This is a genomic window from Hoylesella nanceiensis DSM 19126 = JCM 15639, assembly GCF_000379965.1.
Classification (GTDB): domain Bacteria; phylum Bacteroidota; class Bacteroidia; order Bacteroidales; family Bacteroidaceae; genus Prevotella; species Prevotella nanceiensis.
This window is the reverse complement of record NZ_KB904328.1, coordinates 41,309-66,318: the sequence shown is the minus strand read 5'-3', so window position 1 is coordinate 66,318 and position 25,010 is coordinate 41,309. Positions and strand designations below refer to the sequence as shown.

Annotated in this window: 13 protein-coding genes; 3 read left to right on the top strand and 10 right to left on the bottom strand. The window is 38.4% G+C overall.

Annotated elements, in window-relative coordinates:
- Nucleotides 1-36 precede the first annotated feature (36 nt).
- The 10 genes from A3GM_RS0103405 to hflX form a co-directional block, all read right to left on the bottom strand.
- The gene (locus tag A3GM_RS0103405; RefSeq protein ID WP_018361986.1) at nucleotides 37-1,122 is read right to left on the bottom strand and encodes an Ig-like domain-containing protein; all 1,086 of its coding nucleotides are present in this window, start codon (nucleotides 1,120-1,122) and stop codon (nucleotides 37-39) included.
- Between the two features lie 15 nt (nucleotides 1,123-1,137).
- Complete coding sequence (locus tag A3GM_RS0103400) at nucleotides 1,138-2,055, bottom strand: BT_3044 domain-containing protein (RefSeq protein ID WP_018361985.1); 918 nt, start codon at nucleotides 2,053-2,055, stop codon at nucleotides 1,138-1,140.
- Nucleotides 2,056-2,139: 84 nt separating this feature from the next.
- Nucleotides 2,140-4,149 (bottom strand): RagB/SusD family nutrient uptake outer membrane protein, encoded by a 2,010-nt coding sequence (locus tag A3GM_RS0103395; RefSeq protein ID WP_018361984.1) that lies wholly within the window; start codon nucleotides 4,147-4,149, stop codon nucleotides 2,140-2,142.
- Between the two features lie 23 nt (nucleotides 4,150-4,172).
- A complete protein-coding gene (locus tag A3GM_RS0103390; protein ID WP_018361983.1) occupies nucleotides 4,173-7,283 on the bottom strand; it encodes a SusC/RagA family TonB-linked outer membrane protein in 3,111 nt (1,036 codons plus the stop codon).
- Between the two features lie 192 nt (nucleotides 7,284-7,475).
- Nucleotides 7,476-8,777 carry an IPT/TIG domain-containing protein gene (locus A3GM_RS0103385; protein ID WP_018361982.1) on the bottom strand — a complete coding sequence of 434 codons (1,302 nt, stop codon included), beginning with the start codon at nucleotides 8,775-8,777 and terminating at the stop codon, nucleotides 7,476-7,478.
- An 80-nt stretch (nucleotides 8,778-8,857) separates the two neighbouring features.
- Entirely contained in the window at nucleotides 8,858-11,281 is a 2,424-nt protein-coding gene (locus A3GM_RS0103380) for a beta-glucosidase (RefSeq protein WP_018361981.1), read from the bottom strand.
- Nucleotides 11,282-11,721: 440 nt separating this feature from the next.
- Nucleotides 11,722-13,368, bottom strand: coding sequence for a fumarate hydratase (locus A3GM_RS0103375; RefSeq protein WP_018361980.1), 1,647 nt, complete (start codon nucleotides 13,366-13,368; stop codon nucleotides 11,722-11,724).
- Between the two features lie 43 nt (nucleotides 13,369-13,411).
- A complete protein-coding gene (locus tag A3GM_RS0103370; protein ID WP_018361979.1) occupies nucleotides 13,412-16,321 on the bottom strand; it encodes a M16 family metallopeptidase in 2,910 nt (969 codons plus the stop codon).
- Nucleotides 16,318-18,180: a DUF4954 family protein gene (locus A3GM_RS0103365; RefSeq protein ID WP_018361978.1), complete on the bottom strand. Its 1,863-nt coding sequence runs from the start codon at nucleotides 18,178-18,180 to the stop codon at nucleotides 16,318-16,320. The genes A3GM_RS0103370 and A3GM_RS0103365 overlap by 4 nt, the downstream gene beginning before the upstream one ends.
- Entirely contained in the window at nucleotides 18,177-19,427 is a 1,251-nt protein-coding gene (gene hflX / locus A3GM_RS0103360) for a GTPase HflX (RefSeq protein ID WP_018361977.1), read from the bottom strand. Before hflX ends, A3GM_RS0103365 begins: the two co-directional genes overlap by 4 nt.
- An 895-nt stretch (nucleotides 19,428-20,322) precedes the next feature.
- Here hflX and A3GM_RS0103350 point away from each other — a divergent pair.
- The 3 genes from A3GM_RS0103350 (at nucleotide 20,323) to A3GM_RS0103340 (ending at nucleotide 25,003) form a co-directional block, all read left to right on the top strand.
- Nucleotides 20,323-21,966 carry a beta-N-acetylhexosaminidase gene (locus tag A3GM_RS0103350; RefSeq protein ID WP_018361975.1) on the top strand — a complete coding sequence of 548 codons (1,644 nt, stop codon included), beginning with the start codon at nucleotides 20,323-20,325 and terminating at the stop codon, nucleotides 21,964-21,966.
- 257 nt (nucleotides 21,967-22,223) lie between these two features.
- A complete protein-coding gene (gene nagB / locus A3GM_RS0103345) occupies nucleotides 22,224-23,009 on the top strand; it encodes a glucosamine-6-phosphate deaminase (RefSeq protein WP_018361974.1) in 786 nt (261 codons plus the stop codon).
- A 2-nt stretch (nucleotides 23,010-23,011) separates the two neighbouring features.
- A complete protein-coding gene (locus tag A3GM_RS0103340; protein WP_018361973.1) occupies nucleotides 23,012-25,003 on the top strand; it encodes a glucosamine-6-phosphate deaminase in 1,992 nt (663 codons plus the stop codon).
- Nucleotides 25,004-25,010: the final 7 nt, after the last annotated feature.

Here is a 25,010-nt window from a genome sequence, read left to right as displayed (position 1 = left end):
CAAATATCTTTTATATGAATATTTTATTTAAAAGAATTAAAGGTCATCGACATAAGTAAATCGCATACTTCTTATGTTAAAGGCCGCATTACCAAATACAACCTTTATTTTATGTCGTCCTGCAGTGAGACGAAGATCCTTAGGAGAGGTAGTGTTATATTGATAATCTCCCCAACCACTTGTGCTTTTTATGCTAATTGTGCCAGTTGCATTCACTCCATCTACTTCATAGTGCATGGTGCCACCACTTCCAGACACGCATAAATCAAGACTATAAATGCCACCATCTTGTACATCAATGGTATAAATAAGCCACTCTCCGCTCGCAGTATAACCAATATTGGAAGAACCTTCAATATCTACTCCATTAGAATTATTGTCGCCATTGTCTTTGCGATAATTGCTTTTTCCTTGATTTTCTGGAGTTGCGTCGTGCCATGAAATCTCAGGACCGCCATAATCAAAGTTGAGAAATGAGAGCTCAAGAGGTGCAGTTTTACTTATAATATGAGGTCCTTTGAAGGGACTTGTTTTTGATACATATACATAAATATCTTTAGATATTGTGCCACGGCGATGGTGTACCAATGTACTTCCTTCGTTTACTGCGAGAATGGTTCCATCATTATAAACATGTGCGATGCTATCATTGTCAGACCACCATAAGTAATCGCTACGTAAAAAGTCGTTAGCATTACCAGGAATGGTAGAAGAAAGAATTCTTTGTGTAGCTCCTGGAATGAGACTTATGGTATAGTTGCCAAGTAGCTTTGTAGCAGTTAAAGCAATATCTGTTAGAGGGACCTTTTGCAATACACTAACTTTTATAGTGAATTTAGCATGCTTTTGCTCTACAATTACATTGGTATTACCAGGTGAAAGGGCTGTAATTACACCGCTAGAATTAACTGTTGCAATCTCATCATTTTCGCTATACCATAAATAGTCGCCCTTTGTAGGACTAACAATAAGGCTATCGCTTTGTCCTACAGATAGGGTTATTTCATTCTTATTTACATATATTTCGTTCCTTACTTCTGCACGTTCGTATTTATCGCACGAGGTGATAAATACTATAGTTAATATAAAAAGCAGATTCTGAAAATTCGTTGTAAGTTTCATATTGCGAGGTATTTGTTATTTGTCATTGGTAATCTTCATACGAAGTTCTTCTTTAATCTCAAGCCAATCAGATCCTGATTTGTATTTATAGTGAAGGAGAAAATTAGCATATTTGGTTCCATGGCTAGTTTCTTCAATAAAATACTTGTTTGGAAAATCTTTATCATCTGATAATTGTATGACATTAATATCACGATATGGACGAATTTTAATACTTCCATCAGGGTTAATATCAAGATACAAGGCAAACTTATCTAGATTTGCTCGTGATGCATCAAACGATTCATTTCCTGCCATCATTCGTATCGTGTTGGCCCCTATTGCAAATAAAGTTTTTGTTCCAGGTCTGGCTATTCCTGTTGGATTGTTATTAAGATAACTCATAGTAAGCATGTTATAAGTTGATCCTCCAGCTGCAGCCCACTTATTTTTTATTCGAACATGATAGAAAACATAGTTTCTATGAGGGTTGGCTTCATAGTTGTCAAATGATTGAATTCGAAGAGGAAGATAGTATGTACTGTCGGGTGACAATCCTTCTGGCTTTATTGTGATGGGGAGAACTCCTGTTGTTTGTCCTGCTTTTATGCAAACATTCATTGTTGCTACACTATAGTGACTTTCAGGTAAGATGCGTACATATTTATCAACATTATTATCGAACTGTGTTGTATTATACGACTCAAGTGTTTCTGGCGATTTTATGATATGAATATTAGCATCCTTATCAATATTTGTAGAACCGCCCATTGATAGAGCAATATAGCCGACACGAGTCGTATCAGATAGGTCGAATGTCTTTTCGCTTATGTGGTCGCTATTACTAACAAACGAGAAGACGTGTTTGTATTGCTCTCTTGTAAAAACTTCATTTTCGTTACACGAACTTAAAAGAAGTATGGCTGTTGTATATAATAAAAATTTAGATTTCATGTTATATCTTTTTATAAGAATGTTCAACGTTTTATTGTATGTCTGTTGTTATCTCCTTATTCATAATTTATGAATTGTCTTCAATTAATCCCATCCTGGATTTTGAGACATTGAAGGAAGTTTGCGTATTTCACTATTAGGAATAGGCATAAACATCATTTTACGATTAACAACTCGGGCACCAATACGACTAGAATTGGGTATTGTTCGTTGATAATAAGTACTTTTTGTACCTTCAACATTCATTCCTGTTATTGTAGTAAGTTCAGATTCCTCATACTTTCCCCAACGACGAACATCATAGTAACGTTCATTCTCAAATAGAAGTTCAATCATGCGTTCTTGTTCAATTAGCTTTTGAACGGTGTTTACATCAGACACTTCTGATACAGACATGCCAGGCAATCCTGCACGATGGCGAACTAAATTGAAAGCTTTGCGAATCTCATCTGTGTTACGCATAAGGGTATAAGTTTCTTTCTCTAATTGAACTGTATGAGTTGTGGTTAGATGATTAAGCGCTTCTGCATACATTAAAAGGATGTCGGCATATCTTATTATAGGATAAGCCTTTGTTAATCGTTTGGAATTAGTTCCCGCCCATGCATCTGTTGGATTTATAAACTTCTTAATAACATATCCTGTTATAGGATAATCCACTACATTGCTTTGTTTTCCATTAGGAGAATCATAGTAATAGGTAATTGTTTGATTGTAATTTCCAACTGTAGATGTTGAGGTCATAGGCCAAAAGCATTCGCTGAATCCTATTGATGCATAAAATCTCATTTCTCGATTGTTGTACATATTATATACTCCGCTATTTAATCGATAGCCTGAGAATTTCTTTTGAGAAGTAGTAAAACCTGTTTCGGAATAAGGATATTCAGAAGATGATTCTTCAATGCTATTTCCATCTACCATACGATATGCATCAATAACCTTTTGTGTTACACAATAGTGGTTAAAACCGCTAAGATGTGCAGGGAATGATTGCTGTGTGTGAGCTGTAAGGTCATTACTATAGCGTGCCCAAACCCATTCAGGATTACTAGGAATTACGTCTTCTCCATTGAACATGTCTGCATATGAATGGAAAGGATCAATGCCTGCAGCTCCGATAGGCCATGGTTTTAGGAAGTCAGGGTCTGTAGAAACGTTTGTAGGAAGGTCTGGAGTCTCAGATGAACTCTCAACTGTATGTAGATGATACATTGCATTACCATTCTTTTTCATCTCGATAACACGCAAACATGCAGCTGCTGCAATGGCCCATCGCTTCTCATCATAGGTTTGATTGATATAGAATGCTCCATCAGATTTACGTTTCCAATTACCAAAACAACGATGGGCTTCTTCTCCTCCGTTATAAGCTGGACTCGCTTGATATATGCGTAGACGAGCAATTAAACCGTATGCAGCTCCTTTTGTGGGGCGACCAAAGTTCGCAATGCTTTGTGTTGTGGGTAAGTATTTTGCAGATTCTTCAAATTCATTGCAGATATAGTCCACGCATTCATCGTATGTTCCACGCTCTCTGTCATAGTTTTTTAACTCTTCGTTATTCGGAATAATGTCATTTCCTAATAAGAGAGTGGGGCCCCAGTCTATAAGAAGACGATAATAAGCATAGGCACGCATAAAGTGAGTATAACCAAGAATATCTTTTCTGTCTGTTGTGTTTAGGTTCGGAACTTTATTAAGATTACTTAGAACTGTATTACATCGACGGATCGCTTTGTAATTATTGCTGTAGCGTTCCTCAAAGTTTCCAAGATTCTTAGAATTTATCTCTCCTGTTATATATTTCATTGTGATATCTGCCTTCGCATTAGAGAAAGCTTCATCAGTAGCTAACGGACCAAGAGTGTTTGGGTGTCCCTCTATTAGATTACCTTCATCAGGGAACATTCTTGATATATCCCACATATATGCGATTGTGTTTCGACTGTTTGCAAATATAGAGTCGCTGCTTATTTCATCTGAGAAGTAATTATCTGTGATATCTAAAAAGTTACATGAAGATAGAGATAAAAGACTTCCTGTGAGTAAAAGCAGTTTGGTTATATGTTTTTTATAATTGTGATATCTCATAGTGCTTATTATATATTGATGAATTAAAAATGTATATATAGTTGAAGTGTGTAAGTAGAAGGAATGGGATAAACCAAACCTCGATAGCTTGCTTGCTCAGGATCAAATTCTTTAATATTGTCCCAAACGAAGATATTTGAACCAACCAACTGAAAATCAATACCTGAAATACCAATATTTCGCAAGTATTTTGTTCTCATACTATAGTTAAGTGTAATCTCTTGTAAGCGTAAAAACCATGCATTACGATTCCAAAAATCAGAAGGTTGTGTGTTGTTCTCACTCTTACCATATGTTAATCTAGGGAAACGAGCATTAGGATTTTCTGCTAAGCTTTCGTCAATTCCGTGAGCCATTGCATATTCTTTTGATATCCAGCGTTGCGCAGGATCTTTTATAGTTTGTAAGACATTTCCAAATTGTCCGTTATAAAATGGAATATATCCATATCCATTAAGGTTGACTGTTGTACGACCACGTCCCTTAAAGAGAACGCCTAAAGTAAAGTCTTTATAACGGAATTCTCCTCCAAAACCATACATTAATAAAGGAGTTCTATCATTATATGCTAGAGGAATGTAGTCATCGCTGTTAATTAGCCCATCTCCATTGACATCTTTATATTTGATATCTCCAGGAGAATAGGTTCCAAAAGTTTGATAAGGACTCGTTTCTATATCCTTTTGGTTTTTAAATAGACCAATAGCTTGTAGTCCTCGTTGTATTCCATATGGGTATCCTGATATGTTTTGGTAAGGATAAAGAGGTGTGTTTTCCTCCCAATTCTTTACGTTGTTACGTGAATAAGTGAAATTTCCACGTAAGGTAAGATCCACATTTTTGTTGATTTTTTGTTTAAATGTAAAGTTCCCATCTGCTCCATAGCTTGCCATTTTTCCGATATTGCTAAAAGGATTAGAGGTTAATCCTGCATATATAGGAATTAGAGAACGTTGTTGGAAGATGTGATCTCTTTCGTCATGGAAGAAATCAAGTACGAAATTAAAACGCTCATTAAATAAATGTGCTTCTATACCAAAGTCAAATTTCTTTGCAATTTCCCATCTTAAGTTATCGGCACCGATGTAGCTCTCTTGTAATGTCTCAACCTGTGAAGAGCCAAAGGGAATATTACTAAGGCGTTCAACAATGGTAAGATATGGAAAGCGCTTATGTGTTATCTTGTCATTTCCAACAGTTCCATAAGATGCACGTAGCTTTAAGAAGTTTAAGAATGGCAAAGATTCTTTGATAAAGTTATAGTTTGAAGGAATCCAACCAAAGGCAATAGAAGGAAAGAATCCGAAACGATGACCTTTAGAGAAGTTCTCAGAACCTGTATAACCAAAGTTTAGATCAACCATATAAGTATCTTGATAGCCATAAGTTAAGCGACTTGATATGCCTTGATAGCGATATGGGATAGAACTTAAGTTGGATTTTGCATCATTAGAACTCTTTGCATCACTCATATAATAATATAGAAGACCAGACACTCGGTGGTCTTGAGCGAATATATGAGAATAGTTTAAAGTACTTTCGAAGTGATATTTACGATATTGGCTTACTCCTTTTGAGAAAGATGCAGACTGATTAGCTACACGTAATACGGTATTCAGTGTTCCATCTGCATTTCTTCCTACAGCTTGATATAATGCAGGTTGTATAAGACGACTTTCCTGATAATAACTGTGAATGTCAAATGCGCCCTGTACTCGAAGAGTTAGGCCAGGAAGAAGGAACTTAAGATCTTGTTCAACAGCCAATGTTGCTTTTCCAGAAAATGATTGATCGGTTCTACGACCACGATGATTAATTGAAATTGATGGAGAAGTTAAAGCGTTGGTCCCTGCTGCAGGATATAAACCGTTAGAATAAACCGTTGGTAAAATTAATGGATTAAGGTAAGCTTGCGCTGCCCATATATAATCGGTATTTGAAATTCCAGGGTTATTACTAATTGCTAAGGTGCCATCTGTTCCAAAATAAACCTTTGTAGTTGGTGTTAATTTAAGGTCAAGGTTTGTTCTATACGTGTAACGATTGTATCCAACGTTTGAAGCATAAGGACTATTAGAATTGGTTTTGTATGCTGCGTCTTCCATATTGGCACCAAGACTTATAAAATATTGTGCAATATTTGCACCTCCTCTGGCACTAACATAAAAGTTTTTATTCCATGATGTGGTTCTAACTGTTTCCTTTTGCCAGTTAACATCGGGATAAAGATCAGGATCAAGGTGATTCTTGATAATTTGTAGAGCCATATCATTGTATAAAGGAGTTTCTCCACGCTCCTCACGAGCTTCGTTTGCAAGAAGTGCATACTCATAAGCACCAAGGTAATTGGGCAGTTTCTTTATTTTATTAAGTGTAATAGAGCCACGTGCGGTGATATTAATTTTCTCTGTTGTACCATGTTTAGTTGTAATTAATACAACCCCATTTGCACCTCTTACACCATATACCGCAGTTGCAGAAGCGTCTTTTAACACAGAAAAGCTTTCGATGTCAGCAGGATCAAGATCGTTAATATTTCCTTCTAAACCATCTATAAGAACTAATGCAGATGCGTTTGCTCCGAAGGTTCCTATACCACGAATCCAGAAGTCTGATATGTTTTTTCCAGGTTCACCACTATGTAGGGTGGCAATTACACCTGCAACTCGACCTCCTAACAAGTTTGCAACTGAGGTTGTTGGACGTTGAAGATCTTGAGGATCTACAGAGCTAACAGCCGAAAGATTTGAAATTTTTCGTTGAGAGCCTAAAGCAGTAACAACCACTTCATCGAGTTTGTTGTCGGTTATGAGCTGGATCTTGAGATTTTCCTGGTTTTTTACAGCAACATATTCATACTTTTTGAATCCGATATATGAAAAAATAAGTTTGTCTCCTTGACTCACTTTTAAGTGAAATCTACCATCAATATCTGTAACAGTTCCTTTTCCAGGCTTATCTAGAATGCTTACAGATACACCAATCAGTGGTTCTTCATTATCGTAAACTATTCCTGAAATAGAAATTTCTTTATTTTTGACTTCCTGAATCCTTTTATCTTCAGGAAGTTTCTGTGCAAACGTCTGACTTGTGAAGGCAAATAGCATCAATGCCAGTAGTGAATGGTACTTCATGAATATTATAAATGTTTAGTATTAAAAAATAGATTAATGTTTAAGCCCATCTTATTAAGGTGTCCTCAATAGAGTTATAATCAATGAAGGACAGCCTTTTTAATTCTTTTCAATAAGACGGCTTATATTTATTCTTTCGTCTATAAGAATGATTTCTTGTGTCAGTTTACTTGTTTTGTATAAGTACTTTTCTTAGTTTACAGTTAGTTTTCTTATTCGGAAATTACCCCAGTCGGCAACATAAACAGAGCCATCCTTACCTATTCCTATTCCTGTAGGTTTGTTAAACAGAGCTTCTTTCTTTGAACCATCTTTATAACCTGCAGTTCCAGGAACGCCAAGTACGGTTTCAATGATGCCTTCTGGAGATATACGACGAATGCAATGATTATCCATATCTGCAACATACATATAGCCTTCTGCATCACAATAGATCTGACAAGGGTTATGTAGCTGGGCATTAGAGAGCTCTCCGTCACGATGTCCACCTGATGTATTTGTGCTCGATAAACGTTTAAATGTACTCTCAGGCTGTGTTACGTCTATAGAAGCAATACTGTTAGCCATGGCACCTGCATCATCTCGGAAAGCAATAAATAAAATGTTAGGGTGCTTAGGATTGAATGTTAAACCATAACTATTGCCTGGGGCTGTTTTGTAGATCGGAGTTGCTTCATAAGTGCGAGGGTTAATTCTAATAATATCGCCATAGTAGTAACGAGTGTAAATATATCCGTCGTTAGGATTAACAACCATACTGTGTTTATAGCCATATTCTGGAATGTTATATCCTTCTGGCCAGATCACTTCACGTTGTCTTGGACTCCACATTTCTGTAGGGTCTAGCGACATATACGAGCCAACTGTTGTTTCTGTAGGAATGGTGATGATCTTTGTTTGAGGGTCTGCACAAGGCACATTGCCATTTTCATCACTCACAATCTCAACCTGTCCTGTTGATTGATCAATGCGCATTATCTTCTCATCTTCTGCTCCATCATTGACATCTCGACTTACAAGGAATATATTGTCATCATTATCAACACATAAGTAGCGTGGATGCATAGTTGCTGTGTTCACATCTCCTGCCTTAGCTAAATCGCATTGTCCCGTACCTGCAATTGTTGTTACGGATATTGATTCGTGGTAGATAAAGGGTTTAGTGAAAACTACGGAATCATTTTCTACTACAACAGATATCATACATGTATCTCCTGGGAGTCGTGGAGCCGTGATATAAAGCATATTGCCAGTAGAACCAATAACAGGAGCCTTCGTTTTATTGAAGTAAACTTTTATTTTTGAAACATCTCGTCCAAAGTTGGCACCTTCTAATATTATTTGTTCTTTATACATTCCTGAGTCTGGATAGAATGTAGTAAGTTGTATAGGTTCAGCCGAGTTATGCGCTGTTGAAATTATGTTTTCGTGTCCACAACTAGCAAGGCCTAAAATAGCGATACTAGAAAAGAGGGAAAAAAACGTACTCTTCATAGTCTTTTTCATAATTAATATTGTTTAGATTTTTATTAGTTTATTGAAATATAGAATTCAGTTATGTTATAGGCTTGTGTTTATAGGTTGATTGTTGTTCTTAGTTTGATGTCTGAGGAAGATGCACCAACGAGTATTTCGAAATCGCCTTTCTCTACAATAAAATCATGAGCATTGATGTCGTAAAAACTAAAAGCATCTTTATTTAGTTCCAAGGTGATGTGTTTTGTTTCTCCTTTGCGTAAATATACTTTCTCATAGTTTTTTAGTTCCTTTAAAGGACGTGGAACTGAACTCTCAACATCATGTACATATATTTGTACAATTTCACTCGCATCTCTCTTTCCAGTGTTTTTTAAGTCAAAACTTACTTTGATATTGTTATCTAATCCCTTTTCTGTTTTGAGATTATTGTATTCAAAGGTAGTATAAGATAAGCCGTAACCAAAGGGGAAGAGGGGAGCAGTTCCATTTCTATCAAACCCTCTATAGCCAGTAAAGACGCCTTCTGAATATAACACTCGTTTGTGGGTTACATCACGATGGTCATAATAACTTTTGCTGCAAGGATTATCTTCCCATTTACGTTCAATGCTAATAGGAAGCTTACCGCTGGGAGAAATCTTTCCAGAAAGGATCTCTGCAATAGCACGACCACCCTCTTGACCAGGATACCAAGCCATTAATACTGCGCCAACATTATCAATCCAGGGCCCAAAGTCAATACTGCCACCACTATTAACAATTACAATTGTGTTCTTTTTAATCTTAGAAATAAGGTCTATAAGGCTTTTCTGCCATGTGTTAAGTTCGAAAGGCCTATCAAAGTTTTCACCTTCTGTATTACTAGTGAAGCCTACACATAAGGCAACATTGTCGAAATTTGAAAGAGCATGGCGTAACTTTTCTGTGTTAGCTGTTTGAATAATGAGTTGTGCAGTTGCATCTCTCATGTTATCATAATATTCCATTCGGATCTTATATTCATTGCCTTTCTTTACTTGCACACATGCTTCTTTTTCTGTTACGGCATGATTCGTCCAGTCTGATGCAACTTCTTTATCGTTCACGAAAACACGATATCCATCATCACCACGAACCATTAGTTTAATGATTCCATCCGCCTCAGATTTAAAAGAGCTTTCCCATTTCACAGAAAAACCATCTGCTGGCAATTCAGGAGCAGGTGCATCCTCTTTCCATTCGTGATTAATCTCTGCTTCTTTTCTAACAAGAGCGGGCTTACCTTCTAAGTTTTTATTTGTATAGTAAGAAGCTTTATATTCTAATTTTAGTGTGTCGAGCCATTTAGCGTCTTCGATGTAAGAGCTTTTACCATTATATATAGCTTTTATACCTTCTGCAACTGTTGTCGTTTTGAATGGTGTTACACTTCCACTACCTCCACCTGTAGGCGTAATATGGGCATTTGGACCTACAATTGCAATGCTGCCTCGTAGAGGTAGAAGTGAGTTTTTATTCTTTAGAAGCACAATTCCTTCCCGTGCAATGTCAAGTGCAGTAGAAGCAGATGTAGAAAGTTCTCTATCAGTATCCTTTGTGGTGGCTTGATTTTGCTTTAGTAATCCAAAAGCAGATAAAGTTTGAATAATATGGCAAACCTTATCATCGATCATTCTTTCTGATATAATTCCACTTTTTAGGGCAGGTAAAAGTGTTTCTTTATTCATATATCTTCCAGATGGCATTTCAAGATCCAATCCACCAAGTACTGCTCCAACCCCAGAATACACAGATTCCCAATCAGACATAAGTATTCCTTTGAACCCCCAGCTATCTCTTAGTACATGAATATTAAGCCAAGGGTTTTCTGTTGCATGCACACCATTTATAAGATTGTAGCTATTCATTATTGCTCCAACGTGTGCTTCCTTTACAGCTTTCTTGAAAGTAGGGAAGTATATCTCTTGAATTGTGCGTTCATCAGCATCAGAACTTACATGATGTCTATTCCATTCTTGGTTGTTAAGGGCAAAATGTTTTATTGTTGCAATGACACCTTGCGATTGAACTCCGATGATATAGTGTTTAGCTGTTTCGCTTGCAAGATACGGATCCTCACCAAAATATTCAAAATTTCTACCGCACATAGGTGCACGATACATGTTTACGCCTGGTCCTAATAAAATATTTATTCCGTGAAGGCGTGCATCTTGTCCCAAAGAGCAACCAAGTTTGTTTATTAATTGTCTGTTCCATGTTGCAGCAGAAAGTATTCCAGCAGGATACATGGTGCTTCTTGCAACATTACGTATCCCTTGTGGGCCATCTGCCATCTTGATTTCAGGTAGCCCTAATCGAGGAATTGGGCAAATAGAAAAGTCTGTATAGCCTGAAATGTATGAGATTTTCTCATCTAATGTCATTTTAGATACGATCTCACGTGCTTTGTTTATGTCACTTTGGGTGATGTTCACGATTTGTGCAGATGCACTACCAAGGGTTAAAAGGAATGTAAAGACAATAAAGGTTATTTTCTTCATGATTATTTTTTGTAAAAGGTTTTTCGATTGTTGTGCTTGTCATGAAACATACTTCTCTTGCGAATTATTAGCAGAGTGAATGATGTAATTGACATTTTTAGACAAAACTTTATTTGTTTCTGTCTATTTTTATTGTTTAAGTCGGTAGTAAACTTTCGCAAAGATAGAAGAAAATATATGTTACGCCTAATAAAATTGAACCAAAATATATAAAAAATAGCTTAAATTTAGACTTTAGAAAGGTTTCCTTTAAATAATCACTCTTTAAGAAGGTAAATGCTTTGATTTTAGAGTAAAAATGTTTCCTGCTTGCTCAACTCAATGCAATTGCAATCTAAAAGCATTGAGATTACATAGAAAAAGCATAACTATTACGAGCAAATAGTTATGCTTTTAATTTTAGATATAATCGTTATCGAAACGTGATGTTTCTGCGATTGTTATTTTTTACAGTTCACTGTGCCTGCAGGAAGTTGCTTAAAGAAGTCGTTACCCTTATCGTCTACAAGGATAAATGCAGGGAAATTCTCTACTTCAATCTTCCAAACTGCTTCCATTCCAAGCTCTGGATATTCTACACATTCAATGCTCTTGATGCTGTTCATTGATAGAACTGCAGCTGGACCACCGATACTTCCGAGGTAGAAACCACCGTTCTTCTTACATGCATCGGTAACCATTTGAGTTCTGTTACCCTTTGCAATCATCACCATTGAACCGCCATTTTGTTGGAATAGGTCAACGTATGTGTCCATACGGTTGGCAGTTGTTGGTCCCATTGAACCGCAAGGAAGACCTTGAGGAGTCTTTGCTGGACCTGCATAAAGCACAGGATGGTTCTTAAAGTAATCGGGTAAGCCTTCGCCTCTGTCTAATCTTTCTTTCAACTTAGCGTGTGCAATGTCACGAGCTACGATGATAGTACCATTCAAGCTCAAACGAGTTGAAACAGGATATTTGGTAAGTTCTTTTCTGATCTCGTCCATTGGAAGGTTCAAGTCGATCTTAACTGAATTGCCTTCTCCTGCGTTTCTCAATTCTTCTGGAATGAGGTTGCCTGGTTGATCGTCAAGCTTTTCAATCCAAATACCGTCTTTGTTGATCTTAGCTTTGATGTTTCTGTCTGCAGAACAGCTCACTCCAAGACCCACAGGGCATGATGCTCCGTGGCGAGGAAGGCGTACTACACGAATATCATGTGCGAAATATTTACCTCCGAACTGTGCTCCTAGGCCGATTTTGTGTGATGCTTCGAGCAATTCTTGTTCTAATTGCACATCTCTAAAGGCTCTTCCGGTTTCGTCTCCTGTTGTAGGTAGACCGTCATAGAAACGAGTTGAAGCAAGTTTTACAGTTAAAAGGTTCTTCTCTGCGCTAGTTCCTCCAATAACAAATGCGATGTGATAAGGAGGACAAGCAGCGGTTCCAAGAGTCTTCATCTTTTCTAATAGGAAAGGAACAAGGGTCTCTTTGTTAAGAATAGCTTTGGTTTCTTGGTAGAAATAGGTCTTATTAGCCGATCCACCACCTTTAACTACGCACAAGAACTTATACTCATCGCCCTCAGTTGCTTCGATATCGATTTGCGCAGGTAGGTTACAACGAGTATTAACTTCATCATACATGTTCAAAGGAGCATTTTGAGAGTAACGTAAGTTCTCTTCTGTGTAGGTCTTATAAACGCCTAATGAAAGAGCTTCTTCATCGCAAAAGTCGGTCCAAACACGTTGACCTTTCTCTCCATGTATGATTGCTGTACCTGTATCTTGACAGAAAGGAAGAACGCCTTTGCATGCAACTTCAGCGTTACGAAGGAATGTTAGTGCCACATAACGGTCGTTATCGCTTGCTTCGGGGTCTGAAAGTATCTTTGCAACTTGCTCATTGTGAGAACGTCTTAATAAGAAATTGACATCTCTGAACGCTGTGTTAGTGAGTTGAGTAAGAGCTTCTTTGCTAACCTTTAAGATAGTTTTTCCTTCGAATTCGCTTGTTGAAACGCCTTCTTTTGTGAGTAGATAGTACTCTGTTTTGTCTTCCCCTGTTTGGAACATAGGGGCATACTTAAATTCAGGAGTTGTTGCCATAATGTTTTGTTTGTTATATATTGATTTTCATTTTTTTTGCTCTTTAATAGCCAAAGATTTGTTCTGTGCTCACTCTTTTAATGGGGGCAATCTTCTCAAGGGCTTTAATATCAAGATTCTTTTCATCACCTAATATTATATATAGGTAGGGTTTGTGAGCCATTCGCTTCTTTTCAAAGTCTACAATGTCTTTTAATTGAATGCTTGGAAGATTTTTATAGACTTGTTGATTGATGTCGTAATCGATGCCAAGTTCCTTTGATTCCAAATATTTAGAGATGATTCCGAATTTTGTTGTGCGTGTTGTTGCAATGCGTTTGTTAAGTGCTTGCTTAGCCAAATCAAATGCAATTTGGGCTTGAGGAATAGTATCTATAATGCTATTGAAGGCATTGATGCAATCAATCATCTTGTCGTTTTGAGAGATGATGTATGTTTGTGCATATTCAGGAACATCTTTTCTGCTTGGAGTTACATACGAAGCCGATGCACTATACGCCAAACCTCGGGTCTCACGAAGCTCTTGGAATACTACAGAATTCATGCTTCCGCCAAAGTATTCGTTGAAAACTCCGATAAGAGCGCTATTCTCTGGAGTCCACTTCTCGTTGTTGTTATGATATTGAATCATGTAAATATTCTTTGCATCATAAGGCGCAAGGAGGATAGAATTGCTCTTAGTGGGTTGCAATACATAATCGATTCCCTTTGGAGCGTCGGTAAACTTGGTGCCTTTAAACTCTTTGTTTACGGTTGCAATCACCTTGTTTAGGTCGTCAACTCCATAATATAGTAAGGTATGACGATAGTTGATGAGTTTCTTTAGCGATTGAATTAAGTCCGAAGGCTTAATGGTTTTCAAGTCATTGTTACTTAGAATGTTTCTAGAAGCATTGTATTCGCCATACTTTCCGTATGCTGTTAGGGTCTTAAAGTTAGCTTGTTGCTCTGCTTTACTATCTTCTCGAGACTTAATAGTTAAGTTAACGAATTCTTGATAGGCTTCATTGTCTACCTTAGCGTTGGTTAAAAGGCTCTTTACTAAAGCCAAAGCTTGAGGCATATTCTCGTTCAATCCATTGATAGTGATGTATGTTTCCTTGTCACCTACATGGATACTGTAGTCGCAAGCCAATTCGTAAAAGCGTTGTTTGAGCTGTTCTGCTGACATTTTATTGGTGCCTAAGTAGCTCAAATAGTCTGCAGCTGCGCTCAATTTCTTATCTGCATTGCTTCCAAAAGGATAGCGCAAAGAAAGCGTGAACAAGCCATTTTCGTTGTTCTTTACATACAACACAGGCATATTTTGTGCGGTATTGCCTTTTGTAAGGTCCTTATTAAAGTCTACAAACTTAGGCTCTATGGGTTGAACTTTAGCGTTAACCACTTGTTGTAAGAAGTCACTTTGAGCCTCTCTGTTAAGTGGAATAGGAGTAATAGCAGGCTTTTCGATTTTCACAATACTGCTATCTACGCCCTGATTCTTTAACACTGCCACATATTTCTCATTGAAAAAGCGGTTAGCAAAGGCCACAATTTGCTCCTTAGTCATACCTTGTATGCGGCTCATCTTTTGTGTAACATCACTCCATTTTGTGCCATTTATAAAGGCATCCATCATCATATCGGTTCGAGAGCGATTGCTTTCGAGCGATTTATAATATTTGAGTTTCATGTTATTGATAACCGATGGAAGGAGAGTAGAGGCGAAGTTGCCTTTCTTTAGGTTCTCTATTTCGCCCAAAAGCAATAGCTTCACGTCGTTAAGTGATTGTCCTTCTTTTGGCATTCCCTGCATTGCAAAGATGCTATGATCGGCAAATCCAACGAAATAAGCACCGCCACCGAGGTACTTCATCTTTTGTTCTAGGTTCAAATCCATTAGCCCTGCCTTTGAATTAGACAAGATTTCAGCCACCACTTCCAATGTATCTGCTTGGAAAGAGCCTGCTTCTTTAGCTCTCCAACCCATGAGAATGTTTTCAGCTTCCAATCCAACTACACTCGTTTCGATATTGTTTTTAAGTGGAGTTAGCTGTGGCTGTTGAGGGAATTCCACTGGTTTAATAGGCTGATTAGCATTCCATTCAGAGAAATACTTATCTAAAATGGTCATCACCTCATTGTAATCGAAGTCTCCCGACATACAAATTGCAGTGTTGTTAGGTACATAGTATTTCTTAAAATAGTTCTTTATGTTTACTATTGAAGGGTTCTTTAGGTGCTCTTGTGTACCTATTGTGGTTTGAGTTCCATAGGGGTGATTAGGGAAAAGCTTACTTAAAAGCATGTCAAATTGCTTTCTTCCGTCGTCACTTAAGCCGATGTTGTATTCTTCATACACCGCTTCAAGCTCAGTATGGAAGCCTCTTATCACCATATTTTGAAAGCGATCGGCTTGTATTTTCGCCCAGTTGTCCACCTCATTCGATGGAATATCTTCCACATAGCATGTTACGTCGTAGCTAGTAAAGGCGTTAGTGCCATCTGCTCCGATAGAAGCCATGAGCTTATCGTATTCATTTGGAATGAAATATTGAGCCGCAATTTGCGACACACTGTCAATTTCTTGATACGCTTTCTTGCGTTCTTGAGGATTGGTTAGCAAGCGATAGCGTTCGTATCTTTGTTGAATATCATCTAAGTAGGGTTGTTCTTTGATGATATTAGCAGTTCCGAAGCGTTTTGTACCCTTAAACATTAGGTGTTCAAGGTAGTGTGCAAGACCAGTAGTTTCAGCGGGATCGTTCTTACTTCCCGTGCGAACTGCGATGTAAGTTTGTATTCTTGGCTGATCTTTATTCACCGAAAGATACACCTTTAATCCGTTCTTTAGCTCATAGATACGGGTCTTTGTCAAGTCGCCCTTAACCTCTTTGTAAGTGTATTCCTTTGCAAACACACTGGTAGAGATGATTACAAAGAGTGTAACCAATAAACCTTTCATTCTCATATATCTTCTATTTTAATGTTTTCAAAATCAATTTCATGATCTAATTGCTCAAGGAATGAAGTGAGAACACAGTCTTCCACATCTCCCATTTCATATTCTCTTTGTGCATCTTTGCGTATTTCTGCAATCCAAGCACGCCTTGCAGTGATATAATCTTGCTTCACTTGCTCTTCAATGTCACTGTTAATCTCGTCTACTCCATAGTATTTGCAGATGAGATGATAAGTGTATGTCCAGCGATATTCGCCATAGTTGTTGTGAATGGCAGTTAGGCTGTCGAGCAGTTCGTCGATACTTGCGATGTTTCCGTTGATCACTTCGTTAACAAGTCGACACTCTTCGCTTGCAGGTAGCAATAATCCTGCCAAATCGTTCCAATGCTCTTTGCCCGCATTCGTGGTGGGATAAACAACCGAATGGCGTTTAAGTACAGCCCCCATGAATATCCTTAAGGCGATATCATAATACTTTATGCCCTTTTTAAGCGATGGTTCTTTGATGACATATTCGTGATAGTTATAGCTCGAAACGCTACTTCCCGATGCTTCTCTCAATCGTTCTAATATCTGTTTGCCCTGCAATAGCTCGGCAACAGAGAAGGGACTGAGCCAATCGAAGTTAACAATTGACTTGTGAGAGCCATGTGGTCGCATATCTCTTTTGGGCCATTTGCGAATATCTCGATACAAACCCACCGTCGTAATGTTGCGTCCTGGCACCAAATACATGATGTCTCCGTAGGCAATGAGATAAGAGAAGGGGAGTGAACGGGTATCGGGATGATACATTAACTTACCGAAACACACCGAGAAAGTGCCGATCTTAGCAGGCATAAGCAGGTAAGCTCCACTTGCAGTTTTGCATCCTCGCTCTAAAGTTCCATAGTGGATAGGTCCCATTTTGTAGGCATGATTACTGAAGTTCGTTGCCGAACCAGCGTTATAGAACGAGAACATGCCACCTATTAGCAAGCTGCTTTTGTGGTGACTCGATGTAAAAGGACCGCAAAAAGCGGCACAAGCCTCGCCGTTTGCCATGTGACAATTAGCGAAAAACACACTGCTTTCAGCTGTAAATCCATTGGTTATGCAGCAGGCTTCGCCCACAAAGCAGTTCGAAATCTTTGCACTATTGAGGATAGAAGAGCTGCTACAGATGATAGAACTCTCGCAAATGACACCCGAACCGATATAAACTGTAGCGTGCTTGTTGCTCTTTATCGAACAGTCGGATAATCTACAGGCACCCACTATCTCGCAATCGTTATCGATGTGCGTATTAATTATTTCAGTGGTGTTGACAATCTTCACCCCATTACCAATCCTTCCGCAAGGCAAGCGGTCGTTATCCACCTCGAGTTTCACCAACTTTCGAAGTGCAGAAATAAACTCTTGGTTGTCAGAATACTTGGTAAAGAGAGCCGCTATTTGACTTGTTAGCTTGCTAAAGAGCATGATGTTGCCATCACCCACTTCGTTTAACACCGATATAATGTTGCCTTCTCCAAAGCTTGCGCCCTCAGTTGTCTCGATAGTTGAGGTGTTCGAGATAATCGTTTCGCTACCAATTTCGTAGTCGTTGATATAGTTTCCAATCTTTTCTATCAACGAGTTGTCGCCAATTGTGGTATCTTTCAATGTGGCATTAAATATTCCAGAATGCTTAAAAAAGCCCTTAGTCACTTCTAAGTCTTTTTCAAACACACCCAAATTGTTATATCCATAGAACGAAACATTTTTGACATAGTGCGGCAAAAAATCTTCTGCCACCTTCACATTGTTCCAATCTTGGGCATAACAACCTTGGTCTTCTAACGTCAGTATTTCACTTTCTGTTAGTTGTCTGTATTCGCTGTTCATTCGTCTTCGATGTTATATAAGAAGTCGTTGTAGGGATATTTTTGCACATGTAGCTGTTTAACACGAGCATAAAGGTCGTCTCTTAGCTTTTTGATGTTGGTATTTTCCTTTGCAGAAATAAACACACAATCATCTTTTAGACGTGCCATCCAAGTGCGTTCCAATTCTTCTAACGATATATTTTCTTTGCCTTGAGGCGTTAAGTCGTCCTCTTCTTTTTCCACCCAACGATAATTATCGATTTTGTTGAATATCATAATAGATGGCTTATCGGCAGCATCGAGGTCTTTAAGCGTACTTTCCACCACACGAATGTGATCTTCAAATTCGGGATGTGATATGTCCACCACATGCATAAGCAGGTCGGCTTCACGCACTTCGTCGAGAGTTGACTTAAAAGAATCTACCAAGTCGGTTGGCAACTTACGAATAAATCCAACCGTGTCGGCAAGCAAGAAAGGTAGATTCTCAATGACAACCTTGCGCACAGTGGTATCTAATGTGGCGAAAAGTTTATTCTCTGCGAACACTTCACTTTTCGAAAGTAAGTTCATAAGCGTACTTTTTCCCACGTTAGTGTAGCCCACAAGTGCTACACGAATCATTCTTCCACGATTCTTTCGCTGTGTAACTTTCTGCTTATCAATCTCCACTAAGCGCTCTTTTAATAGCGAAATGCGTTGCAAAATGATGCGTCGGTCCATCTCCAACTGAGTCTCTCCAGGTCCACGAAGACCCACAGAACCTTTTCCACCACCGCTTCCTGAGCCTCCACCTTGACGCTCTAAGTGAGTCCAAAGGCGTTGCAATCGAGGCAACATATAGCGATATTGGGCAAGCTCTACTTGCGTTTTAGAGTTCGCTGTTTGCGCTCTCATAGCGAAAATGTCCAGAATAAGCGATGTTCTATCAAGTATTTTCACTTGCAGTTCGTTCTCAATATTGCGCATTTGTTTAGGACTTAGCTCGTCATCGAATATCACCATACCGATGGGCCGCTCAGCTTCTTCCTCTGCAACGATATATTCTTTAATCTCTTCGAGCTTTCCTTTGCCCACGTAGGTCACCGAATTTGGGCCCTGAACACGTTGAGTAAATCGCTTAACAGTTATCGCTCCTGCTGTATCTGCTAAGAATTCCAACTCGTCGAGATATTCTTTTGTCTTATTTTCGTCTTGCTCTTTGGTTATTAAACCAACCAAAACCGCAGTTTCTGCTTTTACTTCTGATATAACAAATTCTTTCATTCAGCTGCTTGCTTTATATAATAATGTGCAAACTTACATATTTTTTTTGAGATAAAACGGCAGTTTAGCCCACTTTAATCGAATTTTATTGAGGGGAGTTAGAAGTGGTTTTCTGTATAATTAAATAATATTTGCAAAAGATGTAGAGGGTATAACTAATATTAACTAATTGGATTTATTGGAGAGTTGTGGTGAAATGGTGTGGGAGAAGTTGTGAATTTGGATGGGGAAAGCATTGTTTTTAAGTTGTAAAAGCAATGAGTTTGTAAGGTAAAAACATAGCTATTGCAGCGTAAAAACATAGCTTTTGCGATGAGAAAGATATAAGAAAAGAAGTGAATGGCGATGATTGAATTTGCGAAAAATAAAGGGTTTGTGGTGTAGAAGAGTTATGGGAAACTAAGGAAATAGTGGGTTTTAGTAGAAAAAGAATAAGTAGAAAGGTTGCAAGAAAGAGGATGCGAGGTTGCGTTGGTTATGCAGTTTTAATATAGTTGTTCTGTGAATAAAAATAAATCTCTTTGTGCTTCTTTTGTAATCTCTTTCTTGTTTAATTCTGTTAACGTTTTGGTTTTGTGTGGAACCCTCAATTCTTGCTTTTTCAACCCTTTGCAAAAATAGCGCACAATCAATGTGTTGCCCAAGAAATAGCTGTATATAAAACAAGCTATTGTCTTTCTTTTGTTATCGTTTAAAAATGTTTTAATGAGGCGAAAGTTGTAACGAAATCTACATATAATAATATAAGGGTAGGGCGAATGTTGACCTATGAGGGCAAAGGAGCTACCCATTTATGATGATTTTTTGTGAAAAAAGCCATAAATTCATGGGGAGTTGGGCGTTGAATAGAAAAAAAACAGTATATTTGTAAAAGTAATAAACCAAACATAAAACTATGACTTTTAAGAAGCTATTTACCCCCTTTTGTCTATTGGCGATGATACCTTATCAGTCGCTAGCACAAACATTGGTTGCCAACTATAACGTTGTTCCTCAACCACAAGAAATCAAACAAGTTAAGTCGAAGCCATTTATGCTAACAGCAAGCACAACTATTGTTAGTTTAAATGACAGTGAGGAAATGAGACGCAATGCGCAATTCTTGAAAGAATATATTGCAGACGCATGTAAATTGAATCTTGCTGTAGATTCAAAGAAGAGCACATCGTCTATCATTCTTGCAATCGATCCAAAAATAAAGAATAGCGAAGGCTATTCAATTGTAGTGAACTCAAAAGGCGTAGTTATTAAAGGCGCAACTGCACAAGGCGTATTCTACGGTGTACAAACATTGCGCAAGTCGTTGCCAATTACTACAGTTGCAGGCTCAATAGAACTTGCTCCAGTTGTAATCGACGATGCTCCACGCTTTGGTTATCGTGGTATGATGCTCGATTGTGCACGTCACTTCTTCCCATTAGAATTCGTTAAGCGTTACATCGACTTGTTGGCTATGCACAACATGAACGTGTTTCACTGGCATTTAACAGAGGATCAAGGCTGGCGTTTGGAAATAAAGAAATACCCAGAGTTAACTCAAAAGGGTTCAATTCGTCGAGGAACACAAGTTGGACACAATGATAGAGTGTTCGATGGAGTGCCTTATGGCGGTTATTATACACAAGAACAAGCACGTGAAATAGTAGAATATGCACGTCAAAGATACATCACTGTGATTCCAGAATTTGATATTCCTGGTCACACAAAGGCTGCTCTTGCTTGCTATCCAGAATTGGGTTGTACAGGAGGTCCATATCAAGTGGCACGCTCTTGGGGTGTGTTCCAAGATGTATTGTGTTTAGGTAAAGAAAAAACTTTCACCTTCGTGCAAGACGTCCTCGATGAAATTATGGACATCTTCCCATCAAAAGTAATTCATATTGGTGGTGATGAGGCTCCAACAGTGGCGTGGGAACAATGTCCTTTGTGCCAAAAGAAGATGAAAGAAGAAGGCGTTGACGCTAAACATTTTCAAGGTTATTTCACCAACCGCATTGAGAAATACCTCAATTCAAAAGGACATAGCATCATGGGTTGGGACGAAATTCTTGAAGGAAAGATTTCAACTACTGCAACAGTGATGAGCTGGCGTGGTGCAGAACCAGGTATTCAAGCTGCGTTAAAGGGTCATGATGTAGTGATGACTCCTAACACTCACACCTATTTCGACTACTATCAAGCAGACGATAAGGAAGAAAAGAAGTTGGGTTTGATTGGTGGTTTGTCTACAGTTGAAAATGTTTACAACTATAATCCAACTCCAAGTGTGTTGCCAGATAGCGTAAGAAAGCACATTCTTGGTGTGCAAGCAAACCTCTGGACCGAATATATCGCAGGTAAAGATATAGCAGAATATCAGATACTTCCACGTATGGCGGCTCTCGCTGAGGTGCAATGGACAACTCAACCAAAGAACTATGAGGGCTTTAAAGAACGCTTAACACGCTTCGTTTCTTTCTATGATTTGTATAATTACGTTTATGCAACTCATCTATGGAAAGACAAAAAGGCTAAACCAGAGTGGTCATTAACAAAGTAATAAACAACGAAATGTATAAACAAATACGTTGAAGACAGTATAAGAAAGGGAGAAAAGAGGTCGAAAAACATAGTAGACAGCTTTTCTCCCTTGAACACATCAATCACTAAAGCATTTTAAATGCAAGATGATATATAAATAGGTGTGCAACAATTAATATACACTTGGGCACAATAAAGCCTCAAGATTTGCGTATTTGTTAATGAAATAGAGATCAAATCAATAAATAAAATAATCAATAAAAACATATAAACGAAATGAGATTAATTATAGAAAAAGATTATGATGCGCTCTCGAAATGGGCTGCAGAGTATGTAATCAAAAGAATTAACGAATTTAATCCAACACCAGAACACCGCTTTGTATTGGGTTTACCCACAGGTTCTTCTCCAATAGGAATGTACAAAGAACTTGTAAAAGCGTGCAAAGAAGGACGTGTTTCTTTCAAAAACGTAGTAACATTCAATATGGATGAGTACTGTGGTTTACCTGAATCACATCCTGAAAGCTACCATTCTTTTATGGCAAATAACCTCTTTAATCATATAGATTGCCCCAAAGAGAATATCCATATATTAAATGGTAACGCAGAAAACCTAGATGAAGAATGTGCAAGATACGAAGAATTGATTCGCCAAGCAGGTGGAGTTGATTTGTTCTTAGGTGGTATTGGTCCTGATGGACATATCGCATTTAACGAGCCTTGCTCTTCTCTTTCATCAAGAACACGTATTAAAACACTTACAAGTGACACCATAATCGCTAACTCTCGCTTCTTTGATAACGACGTAAACAAGGTTCCTAAGAACGCTTTAACAGTGGGTGTGGGAACTGTTCTCGATGCTCGTGAAGTGTTGATTCTAGTGAATGGCCACAATAAAGCACGTGCTTTGCAAGCAGCTGTTGAAGGTCCTGTAACCCAAATGTGGACTATCAGCGCACTACAACTACACAAACATGGTATTATTGTATGTGATGAAGCTGCAACAGACGAATTAAAAGTGGGAACTTACAAATACTTTAAAGATATAGAAAGGAAATAATTATGAGATTAGATTTATGTTCTCAGATCGCTTTAAACAGCGTTCCTGAAGAATTCTACAATCCTAAAACTGCCGTAGAACGCTCTGAAATTACTCGTTTAGAGAAGCTTTCAACAGATATCTACACTTCTCCTGAACGTGGTGCACAAGCAATTGTAGACGTAATAGAGCAAGAAATAAAACAAAAATACCAAGAAGGACGTCACTGTGTGCTAGGACTTGGCACCGGAGTTTCACTCACTCCTGTGTTCAATGAGCTCATTCGTCGTCATAAAGAAGAAGGACTAAGCTTTAAAAATGTTATCGTTTTCAATGCTTATGAATACTTCCCATTGAATAAAGACTCACAAAATAGCACTCTAAATCAATTGAGATCAAGATTGTTAGATCACATCGATATCGAAGAAAAGAATGTCTTTGCACCCGATGGAACAATCTCTCAAGATGAAGTTCAGCAGTATTGCCGTCTTTATGAGCAAAATATTAAGAAGCAAGGTGGCATTGATATCATGCTACTTGGAATTGGTAGAAATGGTAATATCGCAACAAACGAACCAGGAAGTGGACTAACTTCGCCTACACGTTTAATCCTTGTAGATGCTACTTCACGCTCAGAAATGTCTATGAGCTTTGGAACTAACGACCAAGTTCCACCTTGTTCTATTACAATGGGTATCGAAACAATACTTTCTTCGCGTCGTATTTTCATCACAGCGTGGGGAGAAGAGAAGGCAGGTATCATTCAAAAGACTGTAGAAGGAAAGATAACAGACAGCGTTCCTGCTTCTTTCTTACAATCACACAATGCTACTAAGGTTGTAGTTGACTTGGCTGCAGCTGGTCAACTCACACGAATTGTGCACCCATGGTTGGTAGCTTCATGCGAATGGACCGACAAATTGGTTCGTTCTGCATTGGTTTGGCTTTGCTTAAAGACCAATAAGCCATTGTTGAAGCTAACAAATAAAGATTATAACGAGAATGGTTTAAGTGAATTATTGGCACTTTACGGATCTGCATACAACGCTAATATAAAGGTATTCAATGACCTTCAACACACTATTACAGGCTGGCCAGGTGGTAAACCCAATGCAGACGACACCAATAGACCTGAAAGAGCTACTCCATTCCCTAAGAGAGTGATTGTATTCTCACCACACCCTGACGACGATGTAATATCAATGGGTGGTACATTAAGACGCTTAGTTCAACAAGGACACGATGTTCATGTAGTGTTCGAAACAAGTGGAAACATCGCAGTTGGTGATGAAGAAGTAACACGTTTCATGCACTTCATCAATGGATTCAACCAACTCTTTGCTGATAGTAAAGACGAAGTGATCACCAAGAAGTATCAAGAAATCAAGCAATTCTTAGCTAATAAGAAAGATGGAGACCTCGATACACGTGACATCTTGACCATAAAAGGTCTTATTAGACGTGGAGAAGCGAGAACAGCATCAACATATAACGGTATTCCTCTCGACCATGTGCACTTCTTAGACTTACCTTTCTATGAGTCAGGAAAGATCGAAAAGCTTGAAATGTGCGAGAAAGACGTGCGCATCGTACAAGCTTTATTGCAAGAAGTACAACCACATCAGATTTATGTTGCAGGCGACTTGGCAGACCCACACGGCACACATAGAAAGTGTACCAATGCCGTTTTCGCAGCAGTTGACGAAGAAAAGAAAGCTAAAGCAGCATGGCTTAAGGATTGTAGAATATGGATGTACCGTGGAGCTTGGGCTGAATGGGAAATCGAAAACATTGAGATGTGCGTGCCAATGAGCCCTGAAGAGCTTAGAGCTAAGCGCAATGCGATCCTTAAACACGCATCTCAAATGGAGAGTGCACCATTCCTTGGCAACGATGAAAGATTGTTCTGGCAACGTTCTGAGGCAAGAAATAGAGCTACAGCAGAGCTTTATGATAAGCTAGGTTTAGCTTGTTATGAAGCTATGGAAGCTTTCGTTGAATACAAACCTCTATAATTCTGAG